Source organism: Sphingomonas sp. Leaf20 (assembly GCF_001421535.1).
Lineage (GTDB): Bacteria > Pseudomonadota > Alphaproteobacteria > Sphingomonadales > Sphingomonadaceae > Sphingomonas.
In genome coordinates, this window is sequence record NZ_LMKN01000008.1 from 90377 (window position 1) to 107179 (window position 16803).

At 69.6% G+C, this 16803-nt stretch carries 24 protein-coding genes; 5 read left to right on the top strand and 19 right to left on the bottom strand.

The features are described from left to right. Positions 1–14: 14 nt before the first annotated feature. Genes flgA through ASE72_RS08650 form a run of 3 tightly spaced genes read right to left on the bottom strand, consistent with a single transcriptional unit; the run spans position 15 to position 2069 of the window. Positions 15–485 carry a flagellar basal body P-ring formation chaperone FlgA gene (flgA, locus tag ASE72_RS08640; RefSeq protein ID WP_056019690.1) on the bottom strand — a complete coding sequence of 157 codons (471 nt, stop codon included), beginning with the start codon at positions 483–485 and terminating at the stop codon, positions 15–17. Further along, a complete protein-coding gene (gene flgG, locus ASE72_RS08645) occupies positions 482–1270 on the bottom strand; it encodes a flagellar basal-body rod protein FlgG (RefSeq protein ID WP_056019693.1) in 789 nt (262 codons plus the stop codon). Before flgG ends, flgA begins: the two co-directional genes overlap by 4 nt. 37 nt (positions 1271–1307) lie before the next feature. Next, positions 1308–2069: a flagellar hook-basal body complex protein gene (locus ASE72_RS08650; RefSeq protein WP_056019695.1), complete on the bottom strand. Its 762-nt coding sequence runs from the start codon at positions 2067–2069 to the stop codon at positions 1308–1310. Positions 2070–2202: 133 nt separating this feature from the next. On the opposite strand from ASE72_RS08650, the gene ASE72_RS08655 reads away from it, so the two are divergent. The 4 genes from ASE72_RS08655 to ASE72_RS08670 are packed head-to-tail and all read left to right on the top strand — an operon-like array spanning position 2203 to position 4704. Continuing rightward, positions 2203–2745, top strand: a complete 543-nt coding sequence (locus ASE72_RS08655; RefSeq protein ID WP_443024745.1) for a flagellar basal body-associated FliL family protein — start codon at positions 2203–2205, stop codon at positions 2743–2745. Further along, positions 2742–3761, top strand: a complete 1020-nt coding sequence (fliM, locus tag ASE72_RS08660) for a flagellar motor switch protein FliM (RefSeq protein ID WP_056019699.1) — start codon at positions 2742–2744, stop codon at positions 3759–3761. Before ASE72_RS08655 ends, fliM begins: the two co-directional genes overlap by 4 nt. Then, positions 3758–4108: a DUF6468 domain-containing protein gene (locus tag ASE72_RS08665; RefSeq protein ID WP_056019702.1), complete on the top strand. Its 351-nt coding sequence runs from the start codon at positions 3758–3760 to the stop codon at positions 4106–4108. Before fliM ends, ASE72_RS08665 begins: the two co-directional genes overlap by 4 nt. Continuing rightward, positions 4105–4704, top strand: coding sequence for a MotE family protein (locus tag ASE72_RS08670; RefSeq protein ID WP_235532304.1), 600 nt, complete (start codon positions 4105–4107; stop codon positions 4702–4704). Before ASE72_RS08665 ends, ASE72_RS08670 begins: the two co-directional genes overlap by 4 nt. Positions 4705–4729: 25 nt before the next feature. Here the strand turns inward: ASE72_RS08670 and ASE72_RS08675 are convergent, their stop codons facing one another. From ASE72_RS08675 to motA, 13 genes are all read right to left on the bottom strand, one after another. Further along, positions 4730–5389: a PilZ domain-containing protein gene (locus ASE72_RS08675; protein WP_162235471.1), complete on the bottom strand. Its 660-nt coding sequence runs from the start codon at positions 5387–5389 to the stop codon at positions 4730–4732. Between the two features lie 70 nt (positions 5390–5459). Beyond that, the gene (locus tag ASE72_RS08680; protein WP_056019709.1) at positions 5460–5900 is read right to left on the bottom strand and encodes a flagellar basal body-associated FliL family protein; all 441 of its coding nucleotides are present in this window, start codon (positions 5898–5900) and stop codon (positions 5460–5462) included. Positions 5901–5910: 10 nt separating this feature from the next. Then, on the bottom strand, positions 5911–6741 hold the full coding sequence (locus ASE72_RS08685; protein WP_056019711.1) for a flagellar motor protein MotB: 831 nt from the start codon (positions 6739–6741) through the stop codon (positions 5911–5913). Between the two features lie 4 nt (positions 6742–6745). Beyond that, complete coding sequence (locus ASE72_RS08690; protein ID WP_056019714.1) at positions 6746–7039, bottom strand: hypothetical protein; 294 nt, start codon at positions 7037–7039, stop codon at positions 6746–6748. A 35-nt stretch (positions 7040–7074) separates the two neighbouring features. Then, positions 7075–7641, bottom strand: coding sequence for a chemotaxis protein CheD (locus ASE72_RS08695; RefSeq protein ID WP_056019717.1), 567 nt, complete (start codon positions 7639–7641; stop codon positions 7075–7077). Further along, positions 7641–8030 (bottom strand): response regulator, encoded by a 390-nt coding sequence (locus ASE72_RS08700; RefSeq protein WP_056019720.1) that lies wholly within the window; start codon positions 8028–8030, stop codon positions 7641–7643. Before ASE72_RS08700 ends, ASE72_RS08695 begins: the two co-directional genes overlap by 1 nt. Positions 8031–8047: 17 nt before the next feature. Continuing rightward, positions 8048–9073 carry a protein-glutamate methylesterase/protein-glutamine glutaminase gene (locus ASE72_RS08705; protein ID WP_056019723.1) on the bottom strand — a complete coding sequence of 342 codons (1026 nt, stop codon included), beginning with the start codon at positions 9071–9073 and terminating at the stop codon, positions 8048–8050. Further along, positions 9070–9996 (bottom strand): CheR family methyltransferase, encoded by a 927-nt coding sequence (locus ASE72_RS08710; RefSeq protein WP_082445915.1) that lies wholly within the window; start codon positions 9994–9996, stop codon positions 9070–9072. Before ASE72_RS08710 ends, ASE72_RS08705 begins: the two co-directional genes overlap by 4 nt. Next, positions 9993–10484, bottom strand: coding sequence for a chemotaxis protein CheW (locus ASE72_RS08715; RefSeq protein WP_056019728.1), 492 nt, complete (start codon positions 10482–10484; stop codon positions 9993–9995). Before ASE72_RS08715 ends, ASE72_RS08710 begins: the two co-directional genes overlap by 4 nt. Then, positions 10481–12724, bottom strand: a complete 2244-nt coding sequence (locus tag ASE72_RS08720; protein ID WP_056019731.1) for a chemotaxis protein CheW — start codon at positions 12722–12724, stop codon at positions 10481–10483. Before ASE72_RS08720 ends, ASE72_RS08715 begins: the two co-directional genes overlap by 4 nt. Beyond that, positions 12721–13086, bottom strand: coding sequence for a response regulator (locus ASE72_RS08725; RefSeq protein ID WP_056019734.1), 366 nt, complete (start codon positions 13084–13086; stop codon positions 12721–12723). Before ASE72_RS08725 ends, ASE72_RS08720 begins: the two co-directional genes overlap by 4 nt. Beyond that, a complete protein-coding gene (locus ASE72_RS08730; RefSeq protein WP_327196466.1) occupies positions 13083–13469 on the bottom strand; it encodes a hypothetical protein in 387 nt (128 codons plus the stop codon). The genes ASE72_RS08725 and ASE72_RS08730 overlap by 4 nt, the downstream gene beginning before the upstream one ends. Next, the gene (gene motA / locus ASE72_RS08735; RefSeq protein WP_056019738.1) at positions 13450–14328 is read right to left on the bottom strand and encodes a flagellar motor stator protein MotA; all 879 of its coding nucleotides are present in this window, start codon (positions 14326–14328) and stop codon (positions 13450–13452) included. The genes ASE72_RS08730 and motA overlap by 20 nt, the downstream gene beginning before the upstream one ends. A 215-nt stretch (positions 14329–14543) precedes the next feature. On the opposite strand from motA, the gene flaF reads away from it, so the two are divergent. Continuing rightward, positions 14544–14903, top strand: a complete 360-nt coding sequence (flaF, locus tag ASE72_RS08740) for a flagellar biosynthesis regulator FlaF (RefSeq protein ID WP_056019741.1) — start codon at positions 14544–14546, stop codon at positions 14901–14903. Between the two features lie 50 nt (positions 14904–14953). On the opposite strand, the gene ASE72_RS08745 is transcribed toward flaF, so the two are convergent. The 3 genes from ASE72_RS08745 to ASE72_RS08755 are packed head-to-tail and all read right to left on the bottom strand — an operon-like array spanning position 14954 to position 16712. Further along, on the bottom strand, positions 14954–15376 hold the full coding sequence (locus ASE72_RS08745) for a hypothetical protein (protein ID WP_056019744.1): 423 nt from the start codon (positions 15374–15376) through the stop codon (positions 14954–14956). Further along, a complete protein-coding gene (locus ASE72_RS08750; protein WP_056019747.1) occupies positions 15373–15657 on the bottom strand; it encodes a rod-binding protein in 285 nt (94 codons plus the stop codon). The genes ASE72_RS08745 and ASE72_RS08750 overlap by 4 nt, the downstream gene beginning before the upstream one ends. Beyond that, complete coding sequence (locus tag ASE72_RS08755) at positions 15654–16712, bottom strand: flagellar basal body P-ring protein FlgI (RefSeq protein ID WP_056022009.1); 1059 nt, start codon at positions 16710–16712, stop codon at positions 15654–15656. Before ASE72_RS08755 ends, ASE72_RS08750 begins: the two co-directional genes overlap by 4 nt. Between the last annotated feature and the right edge of the window lie 91 nt (positions 16713–16803).

Genomic DNA, 16803 nt, shown 5'->3' on the forward strand with positions numbered 1-16803 from the left:
CGCATTCCCCTTCGTCATTGGCCGGCGATCCGGACGCTGCCGGCACCGTCGACGACAGCATCGACGCTGTGATTGGTCGACAGCGCGACGACGCGGACGACGTCGCCCATCCCCCCCGCGGCGAGCGCGCGGCCTGCGGTGCTGATCGCGAAGCCGCGACCGCGCAGCGACAGCGTGATCGCCTCGCCGCGGTGGACGAGCCGCGGCGTGACGAGATCGCCCGCGCGCACCACGCTCCCCGCGGGCAGCGCGCGCACCGCCTCGCGTCCGTTCGCCTCGTCGGGCCCCAGCGCACCGTGCGCGGTCGCCGCGGCGCGGGGCTGCCGATCGAAATCCGCCGCGGCGAGGATATCGCCGCGCGCGACCGGGTGCAGCAGGATCGCGACCTGTATCTCGGTCGGGTCCGCGGCCAGCGCCGGCGCTCCTGCGCCGCACGCGACCGCCAGCGCCAGCGCGCGGGCGACGGCAACGCGCACGCGGCTCATCGCAGCTGGCTCGACGTGGCGAGCATCTCGTCCGCGGTCTTCACCACGCGGCTGTTCATCTCGTACGCGCGCTGCGCGGTGATCAGCGCGGTGATCTCGGAGACCGGGTTCACGTTCGACGCCTCGACGAAGCCCTGCAGCGTGTCGCCGAACCCGGGCTGGCCGGGAGCCCCGATCGTCGCCTGGCCCGAAGACGCGGTCTCGAGGAAGATGTTGCCACCCTGCGCCTCGAGCCCCGCCTCGTTGACGAACGTCGCGAGCTGCAGCTGTCCGACGGTCTGCAGCGCGGGGGTGTTCGCCAGCTTGACCTGCACCTCGCCGGTCTTCGAGATCGCGACGTCGACCGCCTCGGGCGGGATGACCATCGCGGGCTCGACGCGGAGACCGTCGGCGGTGACCAGCTCGCCCTGGTCCGACAGCTGGAACGAGCCGTCGCGCGTATAGCCGATCTGCCCCGATGGCAGCGTGACCTGGAAATAGCCGCGGCCCTGGATCGCGATGTCGTAGCGGTTGCCCGTCTGGTTAGGCGCGCCCTGTTCGGTGATGCGATAGACGCCGCCGGTCTTCACGCCCGCGCCGATCTGGATCCCGGTCGGCACCTTGGTCTGCGAATCGCCGCCCGCCGCCGAGCCGGGCCGCGTCTCCTGCTGGTAGAGCAGGTCCTGGAACGCCGCGCGCTGGCGCTTGAACCCCGTGGTGTTCATGTTGGCGATGTTGTTCGAGATGACGTCGACGTTGGTCTGCTGGGCCAGCATCCCGGTGCTGGCGATCGAAAGCGTGCGCATGTCGCGGCCTTTCTGGTGGGGGTCTGGAAGGGGAGCGTCAGCCGAGCTTGCCGAGCCGGTCGATCGCGCGGCGGCGCATGTCCTCGATGTCCTGCGACATCTTCATGCTCGTCTGGTACGCGCGCAGGATGTCGACCATCGCGGTGGTCTCGACGATCGGCTCGACGTTCGATCCCTCGATCCCGCCCGTCCTGAGCGTGGTTTCCGCGGCGCCGAGCTCGCGCCCGCCGGTCGCCGCCATCAGCCCGTCGCCGCGCGGGCTGACGCCGCGTTCGTCGTCGAACACCGTCACCGCGATCCGCCCGAGGACGCCGTCCTTGCCGGTCACCGTGCCGTCGGTGCCGATCGACAGCGTGGAAAGCTGTTCGGGCGGCACCGTGATCGGCGTCCCGCCTTCGCCAAGGATCGGCAGCCCGCCGGCGGTGGTCAGTTCGCCATCCTGGCTGATCCTGACGAACCCTGCGCGCGTATAGGCGGTGCCGCCGCCGGGCGCCGCGACCGCCAGATAGCCGGGGCCGTCGATCATCAGGTCGAGCGCGCTGCCGGTCGCCTGGAAGCTGCCCGAGGCGGTGTCGTGCATCGCGCCGTAGTCGAGCACGTACGAGGTCGTGCGCGCGTTCGACGGCGCCGACGGTGCGGTCGCCGCCGGGCTGTCGTCGCGCGCGACATATTCGCGGAACACCGGTCGTTCACGCCGGAATCCCGCGGTGTTCATGTTCGCGATGTTGTTCGCCGCGACGTCCAGCCGCCGCTTGAGCGCCTGTTCGTGGCTGAGCAGAACATAGGAGGAGATATCCATTCCGGCCGTTCCCGAAAAACTGATTTCATCGGCCGCTAGGCAAAATCTGCCTGCTGCCCGTCCTATAATAGGCGGGAATGCGAGAGCCCGGTTCGCCCGGGCCCGAGAATCACCGGGGACAAGGAGACGCCGTGTGGCGGACGACACCAGTATCGAGCCGGCCGAGGGCGACGCGATCGTCGTCACCACCGCCAAGCGCCGGATCACGCGCAAGACCGCGATCATCGGCGCCGCGGCCGCGGTCCTGCTGCTCGGCGGCGGCGGCGGCGCGTACATGATGTTCGCAGGCGATGCACCGGCCGAGGCCGAGGCGCCGGCCGGCGCGCACGGCGGCGGCAACGAGGCGGAAGCCGAGGGCGGGCACGAGGGCGGCCACGAGCCGTTCGACGTGCCGCCGATCATGGTCAACCTGCGCTCGGTCGATGGCGCCGCGCATTTCCTCAAGGTGCATGTGATGCTCGTCCCCGGCCCGAAGGCGACCGAGGAAAGCCTCAAGGCCAGGCTGCCGCTGGTGCTCGACGCGTACCAGCCGTTCCTGCGCGAGCTTCGGCCCGAGGATCTCGCCGGATCGGCCGCGGTGTTCCGGATCAAGGAGGAGCTGTTGCTGCGCGCGCGCGAGGCGCTGGGCGAAGGCCAGGTCGACGGCGTCCTCGTCCAGGACCTGATCCAGCAATGAGCGACGGTTTTGCCGATCTCGACGATTTCGCGCTGCCCGATCCCCCCGTCGCGGGGCCGATGGGCGGCGCGTTCGACCAGGCGGGGATCGATGCGCTGTTCGGCGACGTCGGCCCGGCACGCGCGCGCAGCGGGCTGAAGGCCGTCATCGAATCCGACGTCATCACCTATGAACGGCTGCCGATGCTCGAGGTGGCGTATGACCGGATGGTCCGCCAGTTCGCGACGTCGATGCGCAACCTGACCTCCGACGCGATCGACGTCAGTCTGGAGGAGGTCACCTCGATCCGCTTCGGTGATTTCATCGGCCGCGTCGCGCTGCCCGCGATGATCGGCGTGTTCCGTGTCGAGGAATGGCGCAATTACGGGCTGATCACGGTCGATTCGAGCCTGATCTACGCGGTGGTCGACGCGCTGCTCGGCGGCAGGCGCAGCGGTGCGCGGCCGGTGATCGACGGGCGCGGCTTTACCGGGATCGAGACCGGGCTGGTCGCGCGGATGATCAATCTGGCGCTCGACGACCTCGGGGCGGCGATGCACCCGATCACGCCGGCGACGATGACGCTGGAGCGGATCGAGACCAGCCCGCGCTTCGCATCGATCGCCGGCCCCACCAACATCTGCACGGTGGCGACGTTGCGCGTCGACATGGACGGGCGCGGCGGCTGCTTCAACGTGCTGCTGCCCTATGCGACGATCGAGCCCGTCCGCTATCTGCTCGCGCAGCGTTTCATGGGCGAGACGCTCGGGCCGGAGAATATCTGGGGCGCGCACATGGCGTCCGAGATCCGCAACACGCAGGTCGCGCTCGACGTCGTGCTCGGCGAGACGTCGATGACGCTCGGCGACGTCCGCGCGCTGAAACCCGGGCAGACGATCAGGCTCGGCCGCCGGCCCGACGAACCGCTCGAGGTGCATGTCGGCGGCGTCCCGCTCGCGCGCGCGACGATCGGCCAGCGCCGCAGCAACATCGCCGTCCGGCTTGCCACCGACGTAGCCAGAGGACCTTTGACATGAGCTTCGCCACCGCCACCAACATCGTCACCATCATCCTGTGCGCCGCGGTGCTCGTGCAGAGCATGCGGATGATGCGGTCGCTGCGCGCGGTGCGCGGCGGCGCGATCGCCGAGATGGTCGCCGCGCTCGACACCGCGACCGGCGAGGCGCGATCGGTGCTGTGCGAGCTGAAGACCGCGCTCGGCGGATGCGTCGACGTCGCCCGCCCGCTCGGCGAAGCGCGCGAGATCGCCGACGAGCTCGCGGTCATGATCGGTATCGCCAACGCCTCGGCGGACCGGATCGCCGAGGTCGCCGGGGCCGCCTCGGCGGGCAGCGACACCGCCGCGCTGGACCGCGCAGCGTGATCGGTCGTCCCTCGCTGCTGGTGATGACGGCGGTCGCCGCGGGGTTGGCGACGGTCGCCAACGCGGTCGGGCTCGCGGGTGCCGACGAGGCCGGCGCGCCCGCAAAGATCACGTCGCGGCTGGGCGTCGCGATCGCCGACGATACCTCCGCGCGCGACCAGGCGGCAACGCGGCGCGGGCGGACGCTCGACCTGCGCGAACAGGCGGTGCGCGCGGCGGAGATGCGCCTGAAGGCGAGCGCGGGCGCGTCGAACCCGGCGGCCGCGCCGCCCCCGGCAACGGCGACGGCGGGAACGCCCACGCCCGACCAGTTCGACGATCTCGCCCGGATCTATCAGGCGATGAAGCCCGCGGCGGCGGCGCTGGTGATGGAGCAGCTCGATCTCGACGTGCAGATGCGCGTGGCGCAACGGATGCGCGAGCGGTCGACGGCGATGATCATGGCAGCGATGACGCCCAAGGGGGCCGCGGCGCTGACGATGGCGATGGCGCGCCGCCAGGCCTATGCCCGCCCGCCGGCCGGCAGGCCGCAAGGTCAGCCGGGGGCGGGGTCGGCGTCCTCGGGAGCGGGGCCGGGGAGCGCGCGACCGCGCTGACGCGGGCGTCGCGAACCTGGTCCGGTCAGCCGGTCGCGGCGGCCCGGTCGGCCTGCGCGCGCTGCCACGCGACGATATCGGCGAACGAGAAGATCGTGTGGAAGGCATAGCCCGCGCGATCCGCCGTCGCCCAGCGCAGCGTCGCCTGGCGCGGCGGCAGCCCCGCGATCGTGATCCGGACGACCGAATCCGTCGCGCCCTGCACATCGCCGATCAGGCAACACCCCGATTGCGAGAGGTTGTGGAGGCGCGCGCTCATCGTCCGTCCGTCGTGCCAGAGCGTCGCGGCGGCATCGGCGGCGATCCGCGGTGCGCGCGGCGTCAGACCGGTGCCATCGTCGCTGGGACGCAGGAAACTCTCGACGTCGATGCTCGCGTCGAAATGGATTCCGATACGCGTCCCGTCGTTCCAGGCGACCTTGCCTTCGACCACCGCGAGATTGCGCAGCTCGATGCGGACGCGGTCGCCGCGAATCAGTCGCGCGTCGCATTCGACGTTCATGCCGTTGGCCGAGATATTGCGCGCGCGGCATAAATGGTCGCCGGTCGCAGCGCTCAGCCGCCCGATCAGCAGGATCCGCGTCAGCCGGTCCTCGCGTGGCGCAAAGGTTCGCGCCGGTTGCGCTTCGGCCGGTATTGCTTCCGAATATGTAGGCGGATCAATAATGTAGGTTGGTATGGCCACGGGATCGGCATCGTTCCGCGGCTCCGGCGCCGGCGGATAGTGAGCCTGTTCGATCATCCCCGGGTCCCCTTCATGCCGGCTCGGCCTTGGTGATTGCGACTTTTCGCACTGCACCACGACCGAACGCGTCAACCGCCGCAGCGCCCACGACGCGCTGCAATTCCGCGATATCGGGTAGCATGCCATCGGGCCCCGCCGCCAGTGGAACACGGTAGGAGCGCATGTTTATGGCATGTCGGAGCAGCGGCAGCCGTTCGGTCACGCCCGGCGCCTCGTCGATCGCGACCTCGAGCCCGGCATCGAACCGGACATAGCCGGTAAGCCGGCGATCGCGCAGCACGAGCGGCGCCAGCATCTGATCGACGGTGACGAAGCTCGTCTCGACCACGACCGGCGCGGCGGGCTTCGCCGTCGCGGAGGGGGTGACGAACCGGCTGGTCGCGACCGCCGCGCCGCCGCCCACGCCCACGCCGGCGACGAGCAATATCAGCGCGCGCACGATCGGTTTCATAGGCCGGTCCTCAAAACCTGAAGCTCGCATCGGTCGGCAGCGACGACGCCGTCGCCTTGGCGACGATCGTGATCCGCCGGTTCTCCGGACGATCGGGCTGAGCGGGATAGACGGGTTTGGTGTCGGCCATCGCGACCAGCTCGGCAAAGCGTCCGGCGGGAAGTCCGGCCGCGATCATCGCCGTGCGCGCCGCGATCGCGCGGTCGCCCGACAGCCGCCAGTTGCCGTCGCCGCCGCGCGCATCGGTATGACCCTCGATCGCGATCGGCGCGTCGGATTTGGCGAGCCTGGTCGCGACGCGGGCGAGCAGGTCGCGGGCAAAGCCGTTGAGCTCGGCGGTCCCCGGGCGGAACATCGAATGCGCGGCGGTATCCATCAGGCTGATCCGCAGCCCGTCGCGGTCGCGCTCGACCTGAGTCGCGACCCGCCCGCGATCCTCCGGCGGCAGGCTGTCGATCGCGATCCGCATCTCCTGCGCGAGCACGCGGAGCGAGGCATCGGGGATCGTCGCGGTCCCGCCGCGGGCGACCACCGCGACCGTGTCGGGGGTGTCGCCGCCGCGTGCCGGGCGCGTGCCGACGCTGGCGCCGGTCCCCGCGCCGTCGGCACCCGCCGATCCGGCACCGCCGCCGCCGCTGCTCGGCGTGAAATATTCGGCGAGTCCCTTCAGCCGCGACTTGTCGGGATTGCTGATCAGCCACAACAGCATGAAGAACGCCATCATCGCGGTCACGAAATCGGCATAGGCGACCTTCCAGGCGCCGCCATGATGCGCCGCCCCGCCGCGCTTGATCTTGCGGACGATGATGATCGGACGCGTGTCCGCATTGTGGGTCGCCACCGGATCAGCCCGCCTTGCCGAGCGCCGCGCGCAGCCGCGCCTGGACCGCGCCGAGCTTCACCGTCGTCACCGCATCGTGCGAGCCGACGCCCGCCGCCATCCGGTCGAGCAACGCCGCGCTCTCGTCGGTATACTGGACGAGCAGGTCGAACGCCTGGAGCTGTTCGACATAGTTGGTCGCGAAATGGTCGTCGCAGATCAGCAGCTCGGCAAGCTGTTCGATCAGCTTGCGGACGTGGCGCAGCTCCTCGGCCAGCGCCGACTGGAGAAGTGCCGCAAGAGTGTCGGAATCGGCCATGTTCGGTTCGCAATCGTGGCTTGAAGAAAACGGCGTCAGAACAGTTCGACGTCGCCGTCGACAAGCGGCATCGGCGCCAGGATCGGTACCGGATCGGCGACGAAGCTCGATCGGGTCTTGCCTTCGTAGGGAAGGAATTCGAGCTTGCGCGCGCGACTGCCGCCGACGTCGACATGGCCGATCGCGATATTCTCGGTCTCGATGAAGCGGCGCGCAAACGCGGCGTTGCTCGACCCGATCTTGCCGAGCCCGGCGATGATGTTCGCACCCCCGTAGATGTGCGCCCGCAGCGCGTTGCGCGACGCGCCCGCCTTCATCATCGCGTTGATCAGCAATTCCATCGCGTGGATCCCGTAGCGCGACAGCTCGCCGGGACGGACATGCTGATCCGCACCCGGTTCGCCGAGCAGGAAGTGATTCATCCCGCCGACATGCGCCGCCGCGTCGTGCAGGCACACCGCGATGCACGAGCCGAGCAGCGTCGCGATGACCGCGCCGGGCCGTGCGACCGCGACATGCTCGCCCTGGACCAGCGTGATGCGGTGCCGGGGCGCGAGCGATCCCGGCGGGCGCGGCGGCGCCTCGGAGAGGTTCCCGGGCATCAGGACAGCGGACCGAACACGCGTTCGATCTTGTCCTTGAGCGAGGCCGGTGCGAACGGCTTGACCAGGTAGTTGTTGACGCCGAGCGCCGCCGCCTTCTGGACGACCTCGCGGTCCGACGATCCGGTCAGCATGATGAAGACGGTCTTGCCGATCACCGGATCGCCGCGCACCGCCTCGAGCAGCTGCAGTCCGTCCATGTCGGGCATGTTGTAGTCGGAGATGATCAGGTGGACGCGCTCGGTGCGCACCGCCGCGAGCGCCTCGGCGGCATCGCCCTTGTCGCGCACGTCGCGGAAACCGAGATCCTGCAGCGACCGGCGGATCATCGCCCGCATGCTCGCCTGATCATCGACCACCATCACTTTTATCTGGGATGCAGCAGGCATCGTTCGTGGTCCCGTTTCTACTTGCCGCACGCCGCGAGGATCGCCTCGGGCAATGCGGTCAGACTGAGTTCGCGTTCCACCGCACCGCGGGCGACCGCCGCGCGTGGCATGCCATAGACGACGCAGCTGTCCTGCGACTGGCCGAAGGTCCGGGCACCCGCATCGCGCATCGCCCGCAGTCCCTCCGCGCCATCCGCGCCCATGCCCGTCAGGATCACGCCGATCGCCCCCGGCGCGAGACGCGCGACCGAGTGGAACAGCGTGTCGACCGCGGGGCGGTGCCCGCCGACCGGATCGCCCTTGACCAGCCTGATCGTCCGCGCCGTCGTGCCGGCAAGCTCCATGTGCATCTCGCTTCCAGGAGCAATATAGACGGTGCCGGGCACGATCGGGCGGCCGTGCGTCGCCTCGGTGACGGTCATCCGGCATTCGCGGTCGAGCCGTTCGGCAAAGCTGGTGGTGAACGTGCCCGGCATGTGCTGGACGACGAGGATCGGCGGGCACGCGGCGGGCAACGCGCCGAGCAGCGAGAACAGCGCCTCGACGCCACCGGTCGATGCGCCGATCGCGATCAGCGCATCGGCACGCGGCGTGGCGCTGACGGGCATCCGTGCGGGCCGCGCCGCGGTCCGCGCGCGCACCGACGACCGCCCCGCCGCCTTGACCGTGTCGCGCAGCAGCTGCGCATTGCGCGCGAGGTCGGCGGGGTCCCCGGTCGGCTTGGCGATACAGTCGACCGCGCCGAGCCGGAGCGCCTCGATCGTCGTCGCGGCCCCGCGCGCGGTCAGCGTCGAGCACATCACCACCGGCATCGGCCGCAGTCGCATGATCCGCTCGAGAAACGAGAGCCCGTCCATCCCCGGCATCTCGACGTCGAGCGTCAGGACGTCGGGCTCGAGATCCTTGATCATCGCACGCGCGCTGTTGGGTTCGGGCGCCATGCCGACGACCTCGATATCGGGATCGGCCGACAGGATCCGCGACAGCACGACGCGGATCGCGGCGCTGTCGTCGACGATCAGCGTTCGGACGCGCGCGGTCATGCCGTGCCTCCCTGCTTGACGTAGATCGTCTGCCCGCAGCTCTCCATCGTTCGCGTGGCGGGGCCGACCAGCCGCTCGGAATGGCCGATATACAGATGGCCGCCGGGCAACAGCATCTCGGCAAGCCGGTGCTCGAGCTCGGCCTTTGCCTGCTCGTCGAAATAGATCATCACGTTGCGACAGAAGATCGCATCGTAGCGCTGCCGCATCGGCCATGCCTCGAACAGGTTGAGCACGCGCGCGGTCACCATCTCGCGGGCTTCGGCGGCGATCTCGAACTCGCTGCCGGCGGGCCGCACCCAGGCCTTGCGATAGGCGGCGGGGATCGGCGCGACGACGCTTTCGGGATAGACGCCGCGCCGGACGCTCTCGACGACGTGCGGCGCGAGGTCCGTCGCGAGCAGCTTCACGTCCGCACCGCGCAGCCAGGCCGCACTCGCGCGGTCAGTGCCGAGCAGGCACATCGCGATCGAATAGACCTCTTCGCCGCTCGAGCAGCCCGCGGACCAGATCCGGACCGGGCGCGTTCGCGCCGCGGCCTTGATCGCGGGCATCGCGACGCTGCGGAAATGCTCGAAATGGTGGTTCTCGCGGAAGAAATGCGTGTGGTTGGTCGTCAGCGCGACGACCATCGCGGCGCGCTCGGCGGGATCGCGTGCGACCAGCTGAACATAGTCGCGGAAGCTGTCGAGGCCGTGCATCCGCAGCCGCCGCGACAGCCGGCCATGCACCAGCGTCTTCTTGGCGATCACCAGATGGATCCGCGCGTCGCTCTGCATGATCGCGGCGATCGCGGCGAATTCGGTATCGCCCAGCGGCGGCCCGCCGGGGAGCGCCTGATCCGCCGATCCCGCGCCGCCCGGTCCCGCCCCGCCCGGTCCCACGCCGCCCGCGGCCGCGTCGATGGCCGCGGTCGCGGTCATGCGGCGATGTCCAGCTGGCGCGTCAGGCTGAGCGCGTCGAGATCAAGCAGCAGCACCATCAGGCTGTCGCTGCCATTGGTACCGTCGGCGGTCCGCGTCTGCGTCTTGACCAGTCCGGCGATCACGCTGGGTTCGCCGATCTCGACATCGGGGGCAGGGCGGATGTCGCTGTCCTTGATCAGCACTATGTCGGCGACCTCGTCGACCAGGAACCCGGCCTGCTTGCCGGCGATGTTGACGACCAGGATGCACGAGCGCGCGTGGATCACGCTCGGCGACCAGCCAAGCCGCTCGGCGAGGCCGACGACGGGGACGACGGTACCGCGCAGGTTGGTGACGCCCTTGATGAAGGACGGCACGCCGGGAAGCGGGGTCGGCTCGTCCCATTCGCGGATCTCGATCAGCGACGCCATGTCGATGCCGAACGTTTGCTCGCCGAGCGAGAAGGTGACGATCTTGCGTTCGCCGGGGGTGTCGATCGTGCTCATGCGGCCAGTCCTTTCGTGACATAGCGGTTGGGGGTCTGCGTGGCCGGGCCGACCAGCGCTTCGATATCGAGGATCAGCGCGATCGAGCCGTCGCCGAGGATGGTGGCGCCGCCGAGACCGCGGATCGGGTGGAGATTGCGGTCGAGGCTCTTGATCACGACCTCGCGGCGATCGTCGATCGTGTCGACCAGCAGCCCGACATGGCCCGCGGTCTCCGTCTCGACGATGATGACGAGCGACTCCTCCGGCCGGCGGGTATCGTTGTCACCGAGCCCGAAGGTCCGCGTCAGGCGCCGCACGGGGACATAGTTGCCGCGCAGCTCGATGACCTCGCCGGTCGTCGTGGTCGGCTTGACCTGGCCGCGTTCGGGCTGGACCGTCTCGACCACGTTGGCGAGCGGCAGGACGAAGCGCTGCCCCGCGAGCCGGACGATCATCCCCTCGAGGATCGCCAGCGTCAGCGGCAGGATCATCGTGAAGGTCGTGCCCTTGCCGGGCGTCGAGCTGATCTCGACGCGGCCGCCGAGCGCCTCGACGTTTGATCGCACCACGTCCATCCCGACGCCGCGGCCCGAGATGTTCGAGATCGTGTCCGCGGTCGAGAAACCGGGCGCGCAGATCAGCTGGTCGATCTCCTCGTCGGTCATCACCGCATCGGCGGCGACGACGCCCTTCTCGACCGCCTTGGCGAAGACGCGCGCGCGGTCGATGCCGCCGCCATCGTCGGCGACGCGCACAAGGATGCGCGCGCCGCGCTGTTCGGCGGACAGGCGGATCGTCCCCTCTGCGGGTTTGCCCGCGGCGAGGCGCACCGCGGCGCTCTCGATCCCGTGGTCGACCGCGTTGCGGATCATGTGCGTCAGCGGATCGCCGATCTTCTCGATCACGCCCTTGTCGATCTCGGTCGTCTCGCCCGTCGTCTCGAGCCTGATGTCCTTGCCCGTCTCGGCGGACAGGTCGCGGAGCATCCGGGGCACGCGGCTGAACGCCTGGCGGATCGGCTGCGCGCGCAGCGACATCACCGTGTCCTGGATCTCGCGCGTCAGCCGGCTGAGCTGCGGCAGTTCGACGCGTTCCTGGTCCTTGGGACTCAGCCGGTCCGCAAGGATCGAGCCGCGGATGACCAGTTCGCCGACGAGGTTGAGCAGCATGTCGAGCTTGACGAGCTCGACGCGGATGCTTTGCTGCGGGGGTTCGGCGACGCGCGCGGGCTCCGGCCTGTCCTCAACCGCCCGCACGGGTGCAGGCTTTTCAAGCTGCGGCGGCGGCGCGGCGGTGACTTGTGCTGCCACGACCGCAGGGGCGGCGACGTCGGCCGCGGGTGGCACCGGCGGGGCAACGATATCGGTCGGTGCCGGACGTGCCGCATATTCGGGCGTGACCTCGACGATCGAGCCCGGTGCGACGAAGTCGAACGAGTCGAGGATCGCCTCCTCGGCGACATGGCCGGGGATACGGATCGTCCAGCCGAAATAGCTGTGCTCGGGATCGAGATCGCGCAGCGGCGGGAGCGCGTCGAGATCGACCGCCTCGACCACGCCCTCGAGCAGTTCGAGCTCGCGGACGATCAGCAACGGCTCGCTGCCATTGGCGAGCGCGGCATCGGACGGCACGAAGCGGACGTTCCAGGCGATCGGTCCGCTTGCGGCGGGCTCGGCAAGCGCGTCGTCGAACGGGTCGTGCGCGATGGGTTCGAACCCGAACGGGTCGAGCGGTTCGAGCGCGACCGTCACGGGTTCGAACCCGAACGGATCGACGTCTCCCCCCGCCGTCGGTGCGGCGCTCATTGGCGTGATCGTCGGGGCGATCGTCGGTGCGGGCGTCGGGGTGGGCGCAGCAGCGTGATCGGGGGCGCCACCCTGCGCGAGGATCGCGTCGAGCGCCTCGAGCACCACGGCGTCGTGCGGCAGCCCGGCAAGCCCTTGCGCGAACGCGACATGATCCGACAGCACGTCGAACGCCTGCAGCATCACGCGCGTCACCCCGGGCGACGGCGCGATCCGGCCCGCGCGCACCTCGTCGAGCACGTTTTCGAAACAGTGCGAGAAGGCGGTCAGCGCGGCATGGCCGAACGCGCCCGCGCCCCCCTTGATCGAATGGACCGCGCGGAACACCGACGCGATCGTCGGCGCCGACACGTCGCCGGCATCCATCGCCGACAGGCCGGCTTCGGCGGCGGCGAGGCCCTCGGCGCATTCCTCGAAGAAGATCGCCTGGATATCGTCGAGTTCGTCGCTCATGGGCACACCCGGCGGATCGCGGTGCCGAGCTTGGCGGCATCGAACGGCTTGGTGATCCACCCGGTCGCACCCGCCTGGCGGGCCCGCGCCTTCTTGTCCTCGGAGAACTCGGTCGACAGCACGAGGATCGGCACGCCGCGGAATTCGGGTTTCGCGCGCACCGCCTCGATCAGTTCGAAACCGTCCATCTCGGGCATGTTGATGTCGGTGATCAACAGGTCGGGCCGGACCTCGTCCATCCGCGCGAGCCCGTGACGCCCGTCATTGGCCGCCTCGATGCTGTAGCCCTGCGCGGTCAACGACACCTTCAGCAGCATTCGCATGCTGGCCGAATCGTCGACGGTAAGGATCGTCTTGCTCACAGTGTTGCGTCCTTCTCGATAAGGCCGATCGCGCCGGCCAGCCGACAGCGGGTGACGCGGTCGACAAAGGCGGGGCTTGGATCAACGATGGCATAGGGCTGGTGCCGCGCGACCGCCTCGCGGCGCGCGGCGACCAGGATCTGCAGCGCGGCCTGGCCGATGCTGTCGACCGCGTCGGCGCGCACCTCGATCCCGCCGTCGAGGTCCGCGGCGAGCACGAGCCGGACGCGCAGATCCTCCGCGGCGACGGTGCCGCAATGCGCGGGCAGATGCACCGCACGATCGACGAGCGAGTCGAGCGGGGGCGGCGGCGGCGGGGACGACAGCGGCGGCAAAAGCGCCGGATCGGTAATGGCCACGGGCTCAGGCGGGGATGGGGTCATTTTTGGCCTCTTCGAGAGCGGTCTCGAGTTGCTGGAAGGTCGGCGCCTTGGCCGACGGGGTCATGCGGCGGCCGATCTCGACCGCGACCTGCGTCGGCAGGCCCTGGGCATGGGCGACGATCGCGCTTTTCACGATCAGGAACGGCTTGCAGTCGGCATCGACCGTCTCGAGCAGCTTGGCGGCGAGCGGACCGACCAGACAATATGCGAGCAGCACGCCGAGGAACGTCCCGACCAGCGCGCCGCCGATCATCGCGCCGAGGATCTCGGTCGGCTGGTCGATCGATCCCATCGTCTTGATCACGCCCAGCACCGCGGCGACGATCCCGATCGCGGGAAGCCCGTCGGCCATCTGCTGGAGCGCGTGTTGCGGCGCGAGCTCCTCATGGTGGTGCTTCTCGATGTCGTTATCCATCGCCTCGGCGATCTGATGCGGATCCTCGAAGCTGACCGTCATCATCCGCAGGTAATCGCAGATGAATTCGACGAGGTGGTGATCGGCCAGGACGCGGGGAAAGCGCGAGAAGATCGCGCTCTCGTGCGGCGCATCGAGATGCGGCTCGATCGCGGTCGGACCGCCCTTGCGGAAGGTGGACAGCAGCGTGAAGAGCAACGTCAGCAGGTCGCGATAATCGGTGTTCTTCCACCGGTCGCCCTTGAACGCGCGCAGCAGGCCCTTACCGGCCAGCTTCACCGTCGGCATCGAGTTCGACACGAGGAACGCGCCGATCGCCGCGCCCGCGATCGCCATCATCTCGTGCGGGAGCGCGTGGAGGATGATGTCCATCTTGCCGCCCGACCAGATGAAACTGCCGAACACGCATGCGAGGATGACGAGGAGGCCGACGCCGTTAAGCATGATATGCGATCGATTCTTCCCAAGGGGCGACGTGATTTACCTTATAGAAGCGCGGCACAGCGGCCGGTCCGGCGCGCCCGGCTTTAATCCGCCGCCCCGCGATCCGCCGGGACGGCCGCGTCGGGGTGCACGTGCGCGCGACGATATGCCGGCATCGATGACCGCGGCTGGCGGTCGCGTCCTAGAATAAGGGCTTAAGTCCTCGCGGAGTCGTCATGTCGCTCAACGCCTATCACCGCACGCGCACGATCACCGAAACGCCGCGCGGTGCGGAACATCGCCTGATGCAGCAGGTCACCGGCGACCTGATGCGCGCGCGCGACGCGCGCCTGTCGGGGATATCGCTGATGCCCGCGCTGTCGCGCAATCGCGAGGTGTGGAGCGCGCTGTCGAACGCCTGTGCGGCGCGCGGCAACGCGCTGCCCGACCCGCTGCGCGCGTCGATCGTGTCGCTCGGGCTGTGGGTGGATCGCTATTCGAGCGACGTGGCGGCAGGGCGCGACGGGGTCGACGCGCTGATCGACGTGAACCGCGCGATCATCGAAGGGTTGCAGGGCAACAACGCGCCCGCCTGATGCACCTGACACGCCTGCGCCCCGACCGGCGCGCAGGCGGTCGATCCTAGTCAGAGGCTGTTGTTGATCGCGATCGGCGTCGGCTGTTCGGCATGCGACAGCGCGCCCGTCGCGCGGTAGACCATGCTGCGCCCGCCCGACAACCGCTTGGCCTCGTCGGTGATCGCGCCCATCAGGTCATCGCACAATGCGATCCGCCGTTCGAGCAGCGCGGCGTTGGTCGCGAGCTTCTGCATCGTCCGTTCGAGCATCGCCGCGGTGGCAGCGCAACCTTCAGCGTCAGGAGCGGCGGCACCGGCAGACCGCGCCGCGACGAGCCGCACCTGCGCGGCTTCGATCACGCCGACGACCCGCATCTTGGCCGCGACCAGTTCGCGCGGGACCAGGTCGAAGCCGGGCATGCCCAAGCGGGCATTCTCCTCGTCGAGGATCAGGTCGAGCGACACGAGCGCTGAATTGAGATCGTGGGTCACGGTGCGGATCCTTCCTGAAGCGCGATGATCTGTTTGAGGACCGCGGGCGCGATGCCGATGCTGCCGGTTGCGGCGATCGCGGTGCCGAGCTTTTCCGCCAGCACGCCGCGGAACATCTCTTCGCCATGCCCGCCCGAGAATGGGCCGTCGCTCTCGACCGTCGCCATCATCATCTGCGTCATCTGGCCGAGGAACACCGCCTCGAAACTCTGCGCGGTCTTCGCCGCCTTGAGGTCCGCGACCGCGGTCGCGACGGGATGGGGTGCGACAGCCGGGATCACTGGACCGAAATCTCCGCCTGAAGCGCGCCTGCGGACTTGACCGTCTGCAGGATCGTGATGAGATCGCGCGGCGAGACGCCGAGCGTGTTGAGCCCGGCGACGAGCGACTGGAGCGACGCGCCCTGCACGATCGCGAGCGAGGCCCCGCCGCCGTCGTCGACGCCGATCCGCGTGCGCGGCAGGACCGCGGTCTGTCCCTGCGACAGCGGCGCGGGTTGCGACGCGACCGGGGTCTCGCTCACCGTTATGGTCAGCCCGCCTTGCGCGATCGCAACCGGACTGATCCGCACATCGGCGCTCATCACCACCGTACCCGACGCCTCGTTGATCACGATCCGCGCGGGCTGGTCGACGTCGACGGGCAGGTTCTCGATCTCGCCGAGCAGGTCGACGACGTCGCCGGCGAATCCGCCCGCCGCGGCGATCTCGACGGTGCCCGGATCGAGGATGTGCGCCGTCCCGGCAAAGCGTCCGTTGATGACCGCGGCGATATGACGCGCGGTCGTGAAATCGGGGTTCTTGAGCGCGAGCTTGAGGCTGGTCGCGGACCGCAGCGCATAGGGCACCTCGCGCTCGACGATCGCACCGCCCGCGATCCGCGCCGATGTCGACACGCCGCGGCTGACGCTCGCCCCCGCGCCTTGCGCCTTGAAGCCCGAGACCGCGACGGGACCCTGCGCGACCGCATAGATCGCGCCGTCGAGCGCACGCAGCGACGAGACCAGCAACGTCCCGCCCTGAAGGCTGGTGGCGTCGCCGATCGCGGACACCTGGACGTCGATCGTCGACCCCGCGCGCGCGAACGGCGGCATCGTCGCGGTCACCGACACCGCGGCGACGTTGGCGGGCTTCATCTTGGCATCGCGGACGTTGACGCCCATCCGCTCGAGCATCGCCTGGAGCGTCTCCTCGGTGAACGGCGCGTTGTTCGTGCGGTCGCCGGTGCCCGGCAGGCCGACGACGAGGCCGTAGCCGACCAGCTGGTTGGTGCGGACGTTCTGGATATCGACGATGTCCTTGACCCGCGACGCCGCCGCCGCCGGTGTGGCCACCATGGTCAGCGCCGCCGCCGCCGCTACCGCCAGCGCCGCCGCCAGCGCGGATCCGGCCGACGCGGACAGGCAGCGGGGCAGCAGCAGGGTACGG

Coding starts and splice junctions, on each gene's coding strand:
- flgA (WP_056019690.1), bottom strand. CDS start 485: ATGAGCCGCGTGCGCGTTGCCGTCGCCCGCGCGCTGGCGCTGGCGGTC.
- fliM (WP_056019699.1), top strand. CDS start 2,742: ATGAGCGACGGTTTTGCCGATCTCGACGATTTCGCGCTGCCCGATCCC.
- ASE72_RS08710 (WP_082445915.1), bottom strand. CDS start 9,996: ATGACCGCGACCGCGGCCATCGACGCGGCCGCGGGCGGCGTGGGACCG.
- ASE72_RS08650 (WP_056019695.1), bottom strand. CDS start 2,069: ATGGATATCTCCTCCTATGTTCTGCTCAGCCACGAACAGGCGCTCAAG.
- ASE72_RS08705 (WP_056019723.1), bottom strand. CDS start 9,073: ATGACCGCGCGCGTCCGAACGCTGATCGTCGACGACAGCGCCGCGATC.
- flaF (WP_056019741.1), top strand. CDS start 14,544: ATGTCGCTCAACGCCTATCACCGCACGCGCACGATCACCGAAACGCCG.
- ASE72_RS08755 (WP_056022009.1), bottom strand. CDS start 16,712: ATGGTGGCCACACCGGCGGCGGCGGCGTCGCGGGTCAAGGACATCGTC.
- ASE72_RS08730 (WP_327196466.1), bottom strand. CDS start 13,469: ATGACCCCATCCCCGCCTGAGCCCGTGGCCATTACCGATCCGGCGCTT.
- flgG (WP_056019693.1), bottom strand. CDS start 1,270: ATGCGCACGCTTTCGATCGCCAGCACCGGGATGCTGGCCCAGCAGACC.
- ASE72_RS08715 (WP_056019728.1), bottom strand. CDS start 10,484: ATGAGCACGATCGACACCCCCGGCGAACGCAAGATCGTCACCTTCTCG.
- ASE72_RS08690 (WP_056019714.1), bottom strand. CDS start 7,039: ATGGCCGATTCCGACACTCTTGCGGCACTTCTCCAGTCGGCGCTGGCC.
- motA (WP_056019738.1), bottom strand. CDS start 14,328: ATGCTTAACGGCGTCGGCCTCCTCGTCATCCTCGCATGCGTGTTCGGC.
- ASE72_RS08695 (WP_056019717.1), bottom strand. CDS start 7,641: ATGCCCGGGAACCTCTCCGAGGCGCCGCCGCGCCCGCCGGGATCGCTC.
- ASE72_RS08720 (WP_056019731.1), bottom strand. CDS start 12,724: ATGAGCGACGAACTCGACGATATCCAGGCGATCTTCTTCGAGGAATGC.
- ASE72_RS08700 (WP_056019720.1), bottom strand. CDS start 8,030: ATGCCTGCTGCATCCCAGATAAAAGTGATGGTGGTCGATGATCAGGCG.
- ASE72_RS08665 (WP_056019702.1), top strand. CDS start 3,758: ATGAGCTTCGCCACCGCCACCAACATCGTCACCATCATCCTGTGCGCC.
- ASE72_RS08680 (WP_056019709.1), bottom strand. CDS start 5,900: ATGAAACCGATCGTGCGCGCGCTGATATTGCTCGTCGCCGGCGTGGGC.